Annotated in this window: 17 protein-coding genes and 1 pseudogene; 13 read left to right on the top strand and 5 right to left on the bottom strand. The window is 40.8% G+C overall.

Annotated elements, in window-relative coordinates; all coding sequences use genetic code 11:
• Positions 1-19: 19 nt before the first annotated feature.
• From KHB02_RS21800 to KHB02_RS30075, 3 genes and pseudogenes are all read left to right on the top strand, one after another.
• A complete protein-coding gene (locus KHB02_RS21800) occupies positions 20-847 on the top strand; it encodes a sulfurtransferase (RefSeq protein ID WP_213145080.1) in 828 nt (275 codons plus the stop codon).
• A gap of 69 nt (positions 848-916) precedes the next feature.
• The gene (locus tag KHB02_RS21795; RefSeq protein ID WP_213145081.1) at positions 917-1,810 is read left to right on the top strand and encodes a 5'-3' exonuclease; all 894 of its coding nucleotides are present in this window, start codon (positions 917-919) and stop codon (positions 1,808-1,810) included.
• Between the two features lie 74 nt (positions 1,811-1,884).
• Positions 1,885-2,058: pseudogene (locus tag KHB02_RS30075) on the top strand (protein kinase domain-containing protein); the annotation flags it as partial.
• Positions 2,059-2,141: 83 nt separating this feature from the next.
• Here the strand turns inward: KHB02_RS30075 and sspL are convergent.
• Entirely contained in the window at positions 2,142-2,282 is a 141-nt protein-coding gene (gene sspL / locus KHB02_RS21790) for a small, acid-soluble spore protein L (RefSeq protein WP_213120425.1), read from the bottom strand.
• Positions 2,283-2,364: 82 nt separating this feature from the next.
• Between sspL and KHB02_RS21785 the strand changes: the two genes are divergently transcribed.
• Together KHB02_RS21785 and KHB02_RS21780 are read left to right on the top strand one after the other, a co-directional pair.
• Positions 2,365-2,856 (top strand): divergent PAP2 family protein, encoded by a 492-nt coding sequence (locus KHB02_RS21785; protein ID WP_213145082.1) that lies wholly within the window; start codon positions 2,365-2,367, stop codon positions 2,854-2,856.
• Positions 2,857-2,897: 41 nt separating this feature from the next.
• Positions 2,898-3,167, top strand: coding sequence for a DUF6123 family protein (locus KHB02_RS21780; protein ID WP_213145083.1), 270 nt, complete (start codon positions 2,898-2,900; stop codon positions 3,165-3,167).
• A gap of 110 nt (positions 3,168-3,277) precedes the next feature.
• Here KHB02_RS21780 and KHB02_RS21775 read toward each other — a convergent pair whose 3' ends face one another.
• Complete coding sequence (locus KHB02_RS21775; protein WP_213145084.1) at positions 3,278-4,198, bottom strand: DMT family transporter; 921 nt, start codon at positions 4,196-4,198, stop codon at positions 3,278-3,280.
• Between the two features lie 178 nt (positions 4,199-4,376).
• On the opposite strand from KHB02_RS21775, the gene KHB02_RS21770 reads away from it, so the two are divergent.
• Both KHB02_RS21770 and KHB02_RS21765 read left to right on the top strand, forming a co-directional pair.
• Positions 4,377-5,033, top strand: a complete 657-nt coding sequence (locus KHB02_RS21770; RefSeq protein WP_213145085.1) for a reverse transcriptase-like protein — start codon at positions 4,377-4,379, stop codon at positions 5,031-5,033.
• Positions 4,954-5,241, top strand: a complete 288-nt coding sequence (locus tag KHB02_RS21765) for a zinc-finger domain-containing protein (protein ID WP_213145086.1) — start codon at positions 4,954-4,956, stop codon at positions 5,239-5,241. The genes KHB02_RS21770 and KHB02_RS21765 overlap by 80 nt, the downstream gene beginning before the upstream one ends.
• A 43-nt stretch (positions 5,242-5,284) precedes the next feature.
• Here the strand turns inward: KHB02_RS21765 and cspD are convergent, their stop codons facing one another.
• Positions 5,285-5,485, bottom strand: coding sequence for a cold-shock protein CspD (gene cspD, locus KHB02_RS21760; protein ID WP_023627628.1), 201 nt, complete (start codon positions 5,483-5,485; stop codon positions 5,285-5,287).
• A gap of 288 nt (positions 5,486-5,773) precedes the next feature.
• Between cspD and KHB02_RS21755 the strand changes: the two genes are divergently transcribed.
• The 3 genes from KHB02_RS21755 (at position 5,774) to mntR (ending at position 8,880) form a co-directional block, all read left to right on the top strand.
• Positions 5,774-6,037: a hypothetical protein gene (locus tag KHB02_RS21755; protein WP_213145087.1), complete on the top strand. Its 264-nt coding sequence runs from the start codon at positions 5,774-5,776 to the stop codon at positions 6,035-6,037.
• 163 nt (positions 6,038-6,200) lie between these two features.
• Positions 6,201-8,363 carry a DNA topoisomerase III gene (locus KHB02_RS21750; protein ID WP_213145316.1) on the top strand — a complete coding sequence of 721 codons (2,163 nt, stop codon included), beginning with the start codon at positions 6,201-6,203 and terminating at the stop codon, positions 8,361-8,363.
• A 94-nt stretch (positions 8,364-8,457) separates the two neighbouring features.
• The gene (mntR, locus tag KHB02_RS21745; RefSeq protein ID WP_213145088.1) at positions 8,458-8,880 is read left to right on the top strand and encodes a transcriptional regulator MntR; all 423 of its coding nucleotides are present in this window, start codon (positions 8,458-8,460) and stop codon (positions 8,878-8,880) included.
• A gap of 142 nt (positions 8,881-9,022) precedes the next feature.
• On the opposite strand, the gene KHB02_RS21740 is transcribed toward mntR, so the two are convergent.
• Positions 9,023-9,271: a hypothetical protein gene (locus KHB02_RS21740; protein ID WP_213145317.1), complete on the bottom strand. Its 249-nt coding sequence runs from the start codon at positions 9,269-9,271 to the stop codon at positions 9,023-9,025.
• A 37-nt stretch (positions 9,272-9,308) separates the two neighbouring features.
• Complete coding sequence (gene metA / locus KHB02_RS21735) at positions 9,309-10,217, bottom strand: homoserine O-acetyltransferase MetA (protein ID WP_213145089.1); 909 nt, start codon at positions 10,215-10,217, stop codon at positions 9,309-9,311.
• Between the two features lie 227 nt (positions 10,218-10,444).
• Between metA and KHB02_RS21730 the strand changes: the two genes are divergently transcribed.
• The 3 genes from KHB02_RS21730 to KHB02_RS21720 are packed head-to-tail and all read left to right on the top strand — an operon-like array spanning position 10,445 to position 13,171.
• Positions 10,445-12,127, top strand: a complete 1,683-nt coding sequence (locus KHB02_RS21730) for a formate--tetrahydrofolate ligase (protein ID WP_213145318.1) — start codon at positions 10,445-10,447, stop codon at positions 12,125-12,127.
• Positions 12,128-12,144: 17 nt separating this feature from the next.
• Entirely contained in the window at positions 12,145-12,678 is a 534-nt protein-coding gene (locus KHB02_RS21725) for a hypothetical protein (RefSeq protein WP_213145090.1), read from the top strand.
• A 13-nt stretch (positions 12,679-12,691) separates the two neighbouring features.
• Positions 12,692-13,171 (top strand): glutathione peroxidase, encoded by a 480-nt coding sequence (locus KHB02_RS21720; RefSeq protein WP_213145091.1) that lies wholly within the window; start codon positions 12,692-12,694, stop codon positions 13,169-13,171.
• Positions 13,172-13,274: the final 103 nt, after the last annotated feature.

Here is a 13,274-nt window from a genome sequence, read left to right as displayed (position 1 = left end):
GAAACGGGGGAGAATCCCAATGAAAAATATTGTTACGAAGGAATGGCTGGAACAAAATTTAAACATCGACACAGTCAGAATTGTGGATTGCCGATTTTCCTTGGCTGACCCGCAGAAGGGGAAACAGGAATATTTAGAAGGACATTTGCCGGGTGCTGTTTTTTTTGATCTGGAAAAGGATTTATCAAGCCCTGTTCAAACTCATGGCGGACGCCACCCATTGCCTGACTTGCAGGAATTGGTAAGCAAGCTTGAGGAGGCAGGGATTGATGAGACGACAACAGTCGTGGCCTATGATCAGGGAGAAGGTGCATTCGCCGGACGTTTTTGGTGGCTCTTGAAGTACCTTGGACACGAAAAAGCATATGTTTTAAATGGCGGATTTAGGCAGTGGGCAGAGGCTGGACTGCCAATTTCAGCAAGTATTCCAACATTCACTAAAGCTCAATTACAGCACCAGATAAAACCAGAATTATTAGCATCCGTCGACGAAGTGAAAGAGGTTATAGCAGGAAAAAAGGAAAACGTAGTTTTGATTGATTCCCGCGAAGAAAAACGCTATTTAGGTATTGTCGAGCCAATTGATAAGAAGGCAGGGCATATTCCGGGGGCCATCAATAAGCCATATACGGAAGGATTTGCAGGAGGAGAATACAAATCCGCTGAGGAACAAAAGCAGCGGTTTTCTGATGTGAATCCTGAACAGGAAATTATTGTTTATTGCGGTTCCGGAATAACAGCAACCCCGAACTTCTTGGCCTTAAAGGAAGCAGGATTTCAGAAGGTCAAGCTCTATGCCGGCAGTTTCAGCGACTGGATTTCCTATCAGGAAAATAAAGTCGATTAAAATTTGAACCATACCTATGTTATAATAGAAATCGTGTTGTAAAAAAACATCCATAGGAGGTTCAATTTTATGACGAATCAAAAGCCTTCGCTTATGCTTGTCGATGGTATGGCCCTTTTGTTCCGCGCTTTTTACGCAACGGCCGTAACAGGGCAGTTTATGATAAATTCAAAAGGGATCCCGACAAATGGGATTCATGGTTTTGTGAAGCATATGTTCACAGCCGTTTCGACCTTTAAGCCAACCCATCTTGCCGTGTGCTGGGATATGGGCAGCAAAACCTTCCGAACCGAACTTTTTCCTGACTATAAAGGAAATCGCGGTGAAGCACCGGTTGAATTAATTCCGCAGTTTGACCTTGTTAAAGAAGTGGTCGAGTCATTCGATATCCCCAATATTGGTTTGGCAGGATTTGAGGCGGATGATTGTATTGGTACTATTGCTAATCATGCGAAGGAAGAAGCCCATGTGTCCATCTTGACCGGGGATCAGGATATTCTTCAGTTGCTTGATGACAGAATTTCGGTCATTTTAATGAAAAAAGGATATGGAAATTACTTGGTCCATACACCGCAGACCTTTAAGGAAGAGAAAGGTATTACGCCTAGACAAATGGTCGACCTAAAGGCATTAATGGGTGATACTAGCGACAATTACCCTGGTGTTAAAGGAATCGGTGAAAAAACAGCTCTGAAGCTATTGCAAGAGTTTGAACATGTTGAAGGAATTATCTCCAATTTGGACAAACTGTCAAAATCCCAAAAAATCAAAATTGAGCAGGATTTGGACATGCTTCACCTGTCCAGAAAACTGGCGGAAATCAAATGTGATGTTCCAGTAAATTGCAGTCTGGAAAGTGCCAGCCTTAAAATCGAGAAAGAAAAGGCGGAAAATAAATTAATGGAATTGGAGCTTCGCGGCCTTGGCAGGCTTTTCCCTCAGGTGGAAGCACATATTTCCTAATGACCCTGGTTGTCTCATCATCCTGGAGAAAAACTGGGGCATTTTAAAAAAGCAAACCGCGTCAGCAAAAATCAGCCATCCAAATAACGCTCAAAATATTACAGGGCTTAAAGGCAGTTCATCAGCACGGCATACTGCACTGCGATATTACTCCCCATAATGTGATCATTTCAGAGGAAAATCCGGAAACGGTTAAAATTATTGATTTTGGGTCAGCTGTGTTGGTGAATGAACACCAATCGAATATGGAAAATTTCTGTTGGAGAACCGAAAGACAATTTCATAAAGCAAAGAAAGGCTGCCTGATGGACAGCCTTTTTTTTCTGCCATTTTATATTTTTGTATTTGATTTCTTTGCTCTATTTTCCAGTTTGCTTTTTGGCTCTTCAGCAAACTCGGCATCCTGGCCATATCCTTGTGGATTTACACCAGGTGCTTTAGCGCCGCGGTTATTGCTTACCTTTTTGGTCATACAAGTCACCTCCACTTTTTTAGTATCTCCATCCGGAATAATTAAACTCATCTTTCTTCACAATAAAGGTAGAGGTGATCAAATGAACAAGGCTGTTTATTTAGCACTTTTAAGCATTGGACTCGCCCAGGGGATGAAAATTCCGATTCAGTATTTCAAAAAGAAGGAATGGCGGCCGGAAGTCTTTTTTGGAACAGGTGGAATGCCAAGCTCCCATTCTGCAGGAGTCGCTACTCTAACCACCTATATCGCATTAAAAAGGGGATTGCCGACCATTGATTTTGCTTTGTCCCTTATCTATGGCTTAATTGTTATGTATGATGCCCAAGGAGTCCGAAGGCAAACGGGTGAACTGACGTTAAGAGTAAATTCAATGAATGAATTAATCGACAAAATCAATGAAAAAGAAAGTGTAGAGTTTAAAGAAAAGCCGCCAACAAAGCTGAAGGAAGTCCTGGGCCATCAGCCTGAGGAAGTGCTTGGCGGCGCGCTTTTAGGAGTATTGGTCGGGATAATTGGTCATAAATGCACAGAAAAAGATAGAAAAATGTCGAAATTTAAGCTAAGATTTTAAAGGGGATATTTCTAGATTTACGGGAGAGGGTTGGATCATCAGTGCGGACGGTTGAGGAATATTTGCATTACTTGAAGGGAAAAGGCTTCCAATTTCAAGAGGATGCAATCGGCTTTATTTACTTCGGAAAACATTACACAAATGCTTCCGATGAGATAATTAATACAGCAATTGAACTGACCTTAAAAGCACAGAAAAGCTTTGATGGCAGCTTTTATGTTTCCTTACTGGAAACCTTTATCCAAAATCAAATAAACAACAGAAAAGACGCCATCAGTTTTGTGAAAAATCACGAATTGTTGGCAATCTAAAAAAGGAGGCTGACCTATAAGTCAGCTTCTTTTTTCGCTAATAGGAAAGTATAAATTCAACTACGCCTCATGAACCGTCCTATCGGACTCGCCAATCGGCGAGTTTCCATTTAGCTTCCGATACTTTTGTTTTTTCTTAATATGAAGATTTTCTTAGCCGGCAGTTCGGCGAAAATCATTCCCATAAAAATAAGGATGCAGCCAATTAAAGCACTGGAGGATAAACGTTCCTGCGCCCAGAAATAGCCCGTAATGGCTGCAAAAACCGGTTCCATGGCAAAAATAAGGGCAACCCTTGTTGCAGATGTATACTTTTGAAAGTTTGTTTGAATAAAGAAAGCAATTGCTGTTGCAAAAATACTGGTAATAACCAAAGCAATCAAAACATCTTGTGATAATAAAATGTCAATCCGAAATGACTTCCGCCAATCTTCAAAAATGAAAGAAGAAATAGTGGAAAGAATAGCAACAGTTGAGATTTGGATAACGGTCAAAAGTAAAGTCGGATATCTGCTTGAGAATTTTCCTGTTAAAATAATGTGCATCGCAAAGCTGATGGCACAAACAAAAACAAATCCATCGCCAATATTTAATGCTGATATATCCGTCAGGGTCAGCAGAAACAAGCCAACAGTCGCCGTAAGAACACCAAAAATCGCGTTTTTACCTGGAATTTGTTTCATTAAAAACATCGAAAATAAAGGGACAAGAACAACACTGAGCCCGGTGATAAAACCGGCTTTCGAAGATGTTGTATACAAAAGGCCGATTGTTTGCGTAACATAACCCAAATAGAGCCAAAATCCAATAAAAACTCCGGAAATAATTAATTTTATATTTATTTGTTTAAGCTGCTTTCTTTCAAATAGGATTAAAGCGAAAAAGAGCAAAACTGCGGCAATAAAGAAGCGTATTCCATTAAACGAAAATGGCTCCAAAAAGTCTATCGCATTTTGCACTAAAACAAATGTCATTCCCCAAATCATTGTCACTAAAAGCAGGCTTAAATCTGCGAACAGTGGTTTTTTCATGGTGCTAGTGCCTCCGTTTTCAAAATTCCCCCATCATTACCTAACTGAAAGTTTATCATATATTACTTATACGTTGCAGGAAAATATTTTCTATGACGCTTCTGGGTATGATATAAATGAATTTATATAGATGGATACATTATTTACCATAATAATCAATTAGAAAGGTTGAATATCAGTGAAATATAAGCTTGAATGGGTGCATAAATTAAAAAGTAATGAAAAAGTGAAATGTACTTCCGACTGGGCTTCCGCTGAAACAGCTATCCAGCTTGGGGAAGAGCTCGAGCGATTGGGGAAAGCGGTCGACCTGTATTTTTATGATGAAAAAGGAACATCTTGGATTTTAAAGGAAATGAAAAAGCTGCTGACAGAAATAGAAGAGGAACCTCAAGAAATAACCGTTTATTTTGATGGCGGATTTCACAAGGAAACCAATCAGGCTGGTCTTGGCGCAGTTATCTTTTTTCAGCAGGGAAAAAAGAAATACCGTATTCGCGCCAATGAACTTTTTGATGAAATGGATACAAACAACGAGGCAGAATATGCCGCTTTTTATTTTGCCCTTAATATTTTGGAAGATCTAGGTGTGCAGCATCAATCATGCGAATTTAAAGGTGACTCCCAGGTCGTATTAAAACAGCTGGAGGGTGAATGGCCTTGTTATGAAGAAAACTTGAACCGTTGGCTGGACCGGATTGAGGAAAAAATTAAACAACTTGGCATTTATCCAAAATACACAGCTATCCCACGAAATGACAATAAAGAAGCTGATAAGCTTGCAACCCAGGCGTTGGAAGGAAAAAATATCTTTGCGAAAACGATTATTCTATAATGGAACGGGGTGTCTAATCTTTGTGAAAGAATCAGCCAGAAAAGCTCTTTTTACTCAAGTGGAACATTTGCTGAATGAATACTGTGAAGGCTGTTTTGTACATCGGCAACTAAAAAGGGAAGGGGGCCGGAGAACGGCCCACCGGTTTTGCATTTCACAATGTACTGTCGGGCAAAAAATTCAGGAATATGGAAAAAAGCTGACGTAAAAAAGGCTGACAATCCTGTCAGCCTTTCAAGATTTATGATTGATTATAATTTTACAACGTTAGCAGCTTGAGGTCCGCGGTTTCCTTCAACGATTTCGAAAGAAACTTCTTGGCCTTCTTCTAAAGATTTATAGCCGTCGCCTTGGATAGCGCTGAAGTGTACGAATACATCGTCTCCGCCTTCAACTTCGATAAATCCGAAGCCCTTTTCGTTGTTGAACCATTTTACTTTACCATTTTGCATGTACTTCTTCCTCCTAAGACTTTCAGGACACCCTCATATATGGTGCCAGAGAATAAATATTATCATGGAACAAAACATGAGCATGAGCAAATGTATTCGATTTCATGATGCTTTAAATATACAATAACAAATATGGCCAGTCAATAAATGGCGGTAGGTTTTTCCTCAAAAATCTAAACGTTTTTGAACGGAAGAAAACCTGCCAACTTTTTTGGCTAATGGACATAAAACCATCCTTTCCTCAATATGTTAAACTAATAACTTTTCCATGCTGGGGTGGGGATGTAAGTGTTTCGATTTTCAATTGAGGGCGAGGAATGGATATTACGGTTCTCTCCGCAGGTTTCGATTGAAGAAGTTGAAAAACAAGCTATAATTATGTCGTTGCTCCATATCGGGGAGGAGCTCGGAAAATTTCCACATGGCAGCGCCTTTATCATGTTTACGAAGAAAATAGGCGCCATTATATTTGATGTAGAACGAATGCCCTCTCTTATCTTAACCGTATCAAATATAATTCCGGAAGAGAATTGGTATAGTCAGGAGGCATGAGTTAACCAGCTCAAGGAAATATAATCATAAAATACCCTTTCAGTTTTTTTCTAATCTGAAGGGGGTTTTTTGTGTGTGGAATTTTCGTGTCCAAACTATACGGGGAAGAGCAATAGATGTAAAATGATAGGCGGAGATGTATTAACAAAAGGGAGTAATTATGATGAAACTAATCATTGCCGAAAAACCTGATCAAGGCTCTACCCTGGCATCCATCTTTAAACATAAAAGACAAAACGGTTTTATTGAAATTTTTCCGAACGAGCTTTTTCCTGATGGGGGCTATGTTACTTGGGCCATTGGGCATATTTGTCAATTGGTTCAGCCAGAGAAATATCAGCCGGAATGGAAGAAGTGGTCCTTAACGAATCTGCCGATTATACCAGAGCATTTTAATTATGAAGTAACGAAGGACAAAGCGAAGCAATTTGCTGTGATAAAAAAATTAGTATCCGACCCGCAAGTGACCGATATTATCCATGCCGGTGACGCAGGAAGGGAAGGGGAACTAATTATTCGCAATATTTTAAGACTGACAAATTGCCGTAAGCCAATGAAAAGGCTGTGGATTTCTTCGCTAACCCCTAATTCTATTAGGGAAGGCTTTAAAAAGCTGCTGGAAGAAACAGACACCCGAAATCTTTATTTTGAAGCCTATACCCGGGCCTGTGCAGATTGGGTAGTGGGAATGAATGCTTCAAGACTGTACAGCCTGCTCCTTCAGAAACAGGGCTTTTCAGATGTTTTTTCAGTCGGAAGAGTACAAACTCCTACGCTAGCATTGATTGTAAAGAGGGAGTTAGAGATTGAAAATTTTAAATCTGAACCGTTTTGGGAAGTCGTGGCACAATTTTTAATTAATGATAAAAAGTACACGGGCAAATGGCAAAACGACGGTGAAACTCGTGTTAACACCAAGGAGATGGCAGAAAAGGTAGCAGCATTTTGCCGTGGGAAGAACGCGGAAGTCGACGATGTTCAATGTGAGCGGAAAGAGTTTTTACCGCCGCTTCTCTATAACTTATCTGCATTGCAGGCTGATGCCAATAAACGTTATAAATTTTCACCGAAAAAAACTTTGGATGTTCTGCAGCAGCTTTACCAAAAAGGATATGTATCTTACCCTCGTTCCGATTCTCGTTATGTGACGAAAGAGGAAGCGGCCAATTTCCCCGATACTCTTAAAAAATTAAGCCATCTCAAAGAATATCAAGGCTTTTTCCCATTACCTGTTGATTCAATAGCGGAGAATAAAAGATATGTAAACGAGAAAAAAGTGACAGACCACTATGCGGTTATCCCGACGGAACAAATACCGAATATTGAAAAGTTATCCGCTGATGAACAAAAACTATATGACCTGGTGGTTAAGAGTTTAATTGCCGCCCATTACCAAAAGGCCATTTTTGAATATACGACCGTCATTACGTTAGTAGATGGGCGGGCAAAGTTTGTCTCGAAGGGGAAAGTGCAAATTGATGAGGGCTGGAGGAAGGTCATCAATCAAAAGGAACAGGATGACGAGCCGTCGCTGCCGCCGCTGGAAAAAGGGGAACAAGGCAAAACAATCAAAGTGGACGTGAAGGAAAGCCAGACACAGCCTCCAAAGCGTTATACTGAAGGACAGCTGATTACGCTGATGAAGACAGCCGGCAAGCATATTGAGGATAAAGAGCTGGAGAAAATTCTGACCAAGACTGAGGGGCTTGGAACAGAGGCGACAAGAGCTGGCATTATCACCATGCTCAAAGACAGGGCATATATCGAGGTTAGAAAAAATCTGGTTTACGCAACGGCAAAGGCTAAAATTCTCATTGAAGCAGTCGGCAAGGAAATTCTCGCATCGCCGGAAATGACCGCAAAATGGGAGCAGAAGTTGAAGGAAATTTCAGAGGGCTCAGCCTCCCCAAAGCAATTTATGGAGCAAACGAAAAAGATGGTTCACCATTTAATTACGACCGGGGTTGATCAGGCGGTTAATTGGACGTTTTCTAAGGAACTAAGCGAAAATTTCACACCTGGTAAACGGGGGGCAAAGAAAACTCAGACTAAGCTTGGACCATGTAAGAAATGTGACGGTACGATGGTCGACAAAGGAAGTTTTTACGGCTGTACGAACTATCATAAAAATAAGTGTAGCTTTACGATTTCAAAAAAAATTCTTGGGAAAAATATAACGCAGAAAAATATAAAGCTGCTTTTGACAGAAGGAAAAACCGAGGTAATTGAAGGCTTTACCAATAATGAGAAAACCTTTAATGCCAAACTGTATATAGATGAAAAGGAAAAGCGAGTGAAATTTATATTTGAAAACGCAACTGTTTAAAGTTTGGCTGAGGAGTTATTGTGATAAAGAATCTTGTCACTCTTATTTTTCTATAGTAAACTTTTAGGTGATTCTGTTTAATGGAGGGTATCGGATGCCAACACCCAGTATGGAAGATTATATTGAACAAATTTATAATTTGATAGAAGAAAAAGGATATGCCAGGGTTTCCGATATTGCCGAAGCATTGTCCGTTCATCCCTCCTCGGTAACAAAAATGGTTCAAAAGCTCGATAAAGATGATTATTTGGTGTATGAAAAATATAGAGGCTTCAGCTTAACAACAAAAGGGAATAAAATTGGCAAACGGCTAGTTTTCCGCCATGATTTGCTTGAGCAATTCCTTAAAATCATTGGCGTGAAAGAGGAAAACATCTATAAGGATGTAGAGGGAATTGAGCATCATTTGAGCTGGGATTCCATTGATCGGATCGGTGATTTGGTCCAGTTTTTTGAAGAAGACGAAAAACGGATAGACACCTTAAGAGAAATTCAGAAAATAAATGAGAATGAATAATGAAAGAAGAGGCGGTCAAATGACTGCCTCTTTTAGCTAATAGGGAAGTATAAATTTTTACAAATTTATACTTCCCTAACGCATAAATTCAACTACGCCTCTGTCTTCGTCCTATCGGACTCGCCAATCGGCGAGTTTTCATTTAAAATAGGACTGGATAATGGTCAAAGCTTTCTTCCTCAGCAGGGCTTAAATAGGCATTTCCGGTTCCATCCTCCTGCATTTGTATGCCTGTTAGTAATCCGCTCTCTGCTTCGAGTAATGCTTTTCGATATGAGATTACACGCCCCTCAGAGGTAATGAAACTAATAATTTCCCCAAGATGATTGCGGTGAAGTCCGACAATGGATTCTATTCTATATCCCTCCTTTTCCACCTCTATTTTGGTCATAACAATCAAAAAAAAAACATCGGGAAATCCCGATGCTTTATCCCCAAAAAAATGGGGTTTCCTGATAGACATAATAATTGAGCCAGTTGGAAAAGAACAAATGGCCATGAGAGCGCCAGCGATTGATTGGAGGCTGGGTCGGGTCGTTATTTGGAAAATAGTTTTCCGGCATGTGAATTTCGAGGCCCTTAGATAAGTCTCTGTCATATTCCTGTGCTAATGTATCAGATTCATATTCTAAATGACCGGTAATCATGACATGCCTTCGGTCTGTTGAGGCGATTAATAATGCGCCTGCATCCTCGGAAGCAGCTAATAATTTTAACTGAGGGTTGCTTTTGATGGCCTCAATTGAAACATCCGTATAGCGTGAGTGCGGTGCATAGAATTGATCATCAAAGCCCCGTAATAAAATATCATTTTGTTCAAAAATTCGATGGGAATAAATGCCGGAGCATTTCCGTGTAAGCTCGAATTTTCTAATTCCATAATGATGGAAAAGCGCGGCTTGTGCTCCCCAGCAAATATGTAGTGTCGAGGTAATATTAGTTTTGGTCCAATCCATGATTTCGGTTAATTCCGACCAATATTTAACCTGTTCGAATTCTAATAACTCGACAGGCGCGCCGGTAATAATCATCCCATCAAACTTTTGATTCTTAACTTCAGAGAAGGTAGTGTAAAACATCTCTAAATGCTGCTTGCTAGTATGAGTGGATTCATACGAGGATGTTTTTAAAAATTTGACATTAACCTGGAGCGGAGAGTTTCCCAATAGCCTTAACAGCTGCGTTTCCGCTTTTTCTTTTTCTGGCATTAAATTTAAGATTAAAATCTTTAATGGCCGGATATCTTGGCTCGTCGCCCGTTCATCGTCCATGATAAAAATGTTTTCCTGGTCTAAAACTTCCCGGGCTGGAAGAAGTTTCGGAATGTTAATAGGCAAGTGACCATCCCCTTTACAATTAAAAAAGTTATATTCATTTATACAATGGTTAATAAAAGAAATCAATGAATATTTTTAAAATTTGATAATTCTATTATAAACATTATTCTAAATTCAGAAAAGATAATAATTTGTTCATAATTATCTGTCGGAATGAAAACGCCTTTTTGATACAATTTAAAGGTAGTTACTTTTAAATATAAAGAATGCGGGGGATTGAATTGGCAATGGAGATTATTGTAAAATCGGACATTGAAATTGCTCAAGGCTCAAAAATGCTGCCGATTGTAGATGTTGCAAATAGGCTGGGGCTTGAAGAAGATGATCTTGAACTGTATGGCAAATATAAAGCAAAGCTGTCTACCGATGCACTGGCCAAATTAAAAACAAAAGAAAGCGGGAAAATTATTCTCGTAACGGCGATTAGTCCAACCCCTGCCGGAGAAGGGAAATCGACGGTCACTGTTGGATTGGGTGATGCTTTTAACCGGATTGGCAAAAAGACGATGATTGCGATACGGGAGCCGTCCTTGGGTCCGACGATGGGCATTAAGGGAGGGGCTGCCGGAGGAGGCTATGCTCAAGTTCTCCCAATGGAGGATATAAACCTGCATTTTACCGGCGACCTTCATGCAATAACGACGGCAAACAACGCCCTTGCTGCGTTTATTGATAACCACCTTCAGCAAGGGAACGAGCTTAATATCGATCCGCGCAGAATTGTTTGGAAACGAGCGGTAGATTTAAATGACCGAGCCCTCCGGAAGGTTATTGTAGGTCTTGGCGGACCGCTTCAGGGAATGCCAAGGGAGGATGGCTTTGACATCACAGTTGCGTCTGAAATCATGGCAGTATTATGTTTAGCAACAGATATAAAAGACTTGAAATCACGGTTAGCGAGAATGGTAGTCGCCTACAATTACAATAAGGAACCGGTAACGGTCGGTGATTTAGGGGTTTCAGGGGCATTGACTTTATTATTAAAAGATGCGGTAAAACCAAACCTTGTCCAAACCATTGAACATACGCCGGCCCTAGTCCACGGCGGTCCTTTTGCGAATATCGCACATGGGTGTAACAGTGTGATAGCGACACTGACTGCAGCAAAATTAGCTGATTACGTGGTCACGGAAGCGGGTTTTGGGGCCGATTTGGGAGCGGAAAAGTTTTTACATATCAAATCGAGAATAGCAGGGATTAAACCTGAAGCTGTTGTCATTGTCGCTACCATTCGGGCTTTAAAAATGCATGGCGGTGTGGCGAAGCAGGATTTAGCAGAGGAAAATATTCCGGCGCTGACACTTGGCTTTGCCAATTTGCAAAAACATATTGAAACGATTAAAAGCTTTGGGCTGCCGGTTGTTGTCGCCGTAAATAAATTTATCACAGATACCGACCTTGAAATCCAGACACTGCTAGAATGGTGCAAACGGGAAAACGTCTCCGCCGCTTTGACAGAGGTTTGGGAAAAGGGAGGCGAAGGCGGAATTGAACTGGCTGAGACCCTTTTGTCTGTCATCAGTAAGGAAAAGAACAATTTCCACCCTTTATATGACATGGCAGACCCGATTGATAAGAAGATAAGAACCATCGTCCAAAAGGTTTACGGCGGCAAAGATGTCGAGTTTTCGCCAAAAGCAAAAAAACAAATGCAGGATTTTGAAAAAAATGGCTGGTCCTACTTAGCTGTTTGTATGGCGAAAACGCAGTATTCCCTATCAGACGATCCGGCAAAGCTTGGCAGACCATCAGATTTTACCGTTACGGTAAGGGAATTCAAACCATCGATAGGTGCAGGATTTATCGTTGCTTTAACCGGTGAGGTTATGACGATGCCAGGCCTGCCGAAAAAACCGGCGGCCTTGAATATGGATGTAGATGAAAATGGGAATGCGGTAGGTCTATTCTAAAGGAGTCGAAGCGCAGTATGTTTGATCCAACAGCCTTTGATAACATGAAGGTCGTAATCGAAGGCGCCCTTTATGATTTGGATATGATCGGTGAAATCCTTGTAACCGATCGCAATGATTGGCTTAATCTAGCGAAAATGTCCCGATTGTTTACGATCAGCTTTGGTTTAAGAGAAAGCAGGCTTCCGATACATGCGAAAATGGAATTAGAAGCAAGGCTTAACAACTTAGCAGCGGAACTCCTTCCAGAGTCACTTTCAGAGCAGAATGCCGGGTGCTATGTGAAGCTGCAATTTTCACTCGAACTCCCTGAAAACCAAAGGGATTTTTACGGATTATATAAAATTTTCCAAAATATTTGGGGGGAAACAAGGAAAATCTCCCAGTCTGTTGAATATAACCCTTTAGAAAAGTCAAAAAATATCCGCTTAGTCATTTCCATTGACTTTGAGAGAATTGTCAAAGAGGAGCAAATGGAGGACTTTGCTGAGATGACGGAATTTATGATTGCCACTTTACAACAACTTGAGGAATACGGAAGTGGCAGCTAAGGGGGAGACTTGAATGTCGATCTATCAGTTTAAGGCGAAAGCTATATGTGGAGAGGAAATTTCACTAAAGCAATTTGATGGGAAGGTTCTGCTCATTGTCAACACTGCCAGCAAGTGCGGTTTTACACCTCAGTATCAGGAGCTTCAAGGACTTTATGAAGCGTATAAAGAAAAGGGTTTCTCGGTTCTGGGTTTTCCTTGCAATCAGTTTATGAGCCAGGAGCCTGGGACGGAAGCAGATATTAAATCCTTTTGTGAATTAAATTACGGCGTCACCTTTCCGATGTTTGCAAAGGTCGATGTAAATGGCGTATACGCTCACCCGCTGTTCGTCTATATAAGAAAGCAGACACCGGGAATCTTGGGTTTTAATACAGTCAAGTGGAACTTCACGAAATTTCTTGTTGACCAAAAAGGAAATGTTGTAAAACGTTTTGCACCGAACGTAAAGCCAAGTGAAATTGCCAAAGATATCGAAGCACTACTTAGCTAATGACAAGCCGGCATTTTGCCGGTTTGTTTGTTTGTGCGCCCGGCATGGGTGCAGTCTCTAGGGTGTAAGTCCCGAGCCACGAAGGCAGTAGTAGTGGTTAGCT

It is taken from the genome of Neobacillus citreus, assembly GCF_018343545.2.
In the GTDB taxonomy this organism is placed as follows: Bacteria; Bacillota; Bacilli; order Bacillales; family Cytobacillaceae; genus Neobacillus; species Neobacillus citreus.
This window is presented reverse-complemented; position numbering and strand designations above follow the sequence as displayed.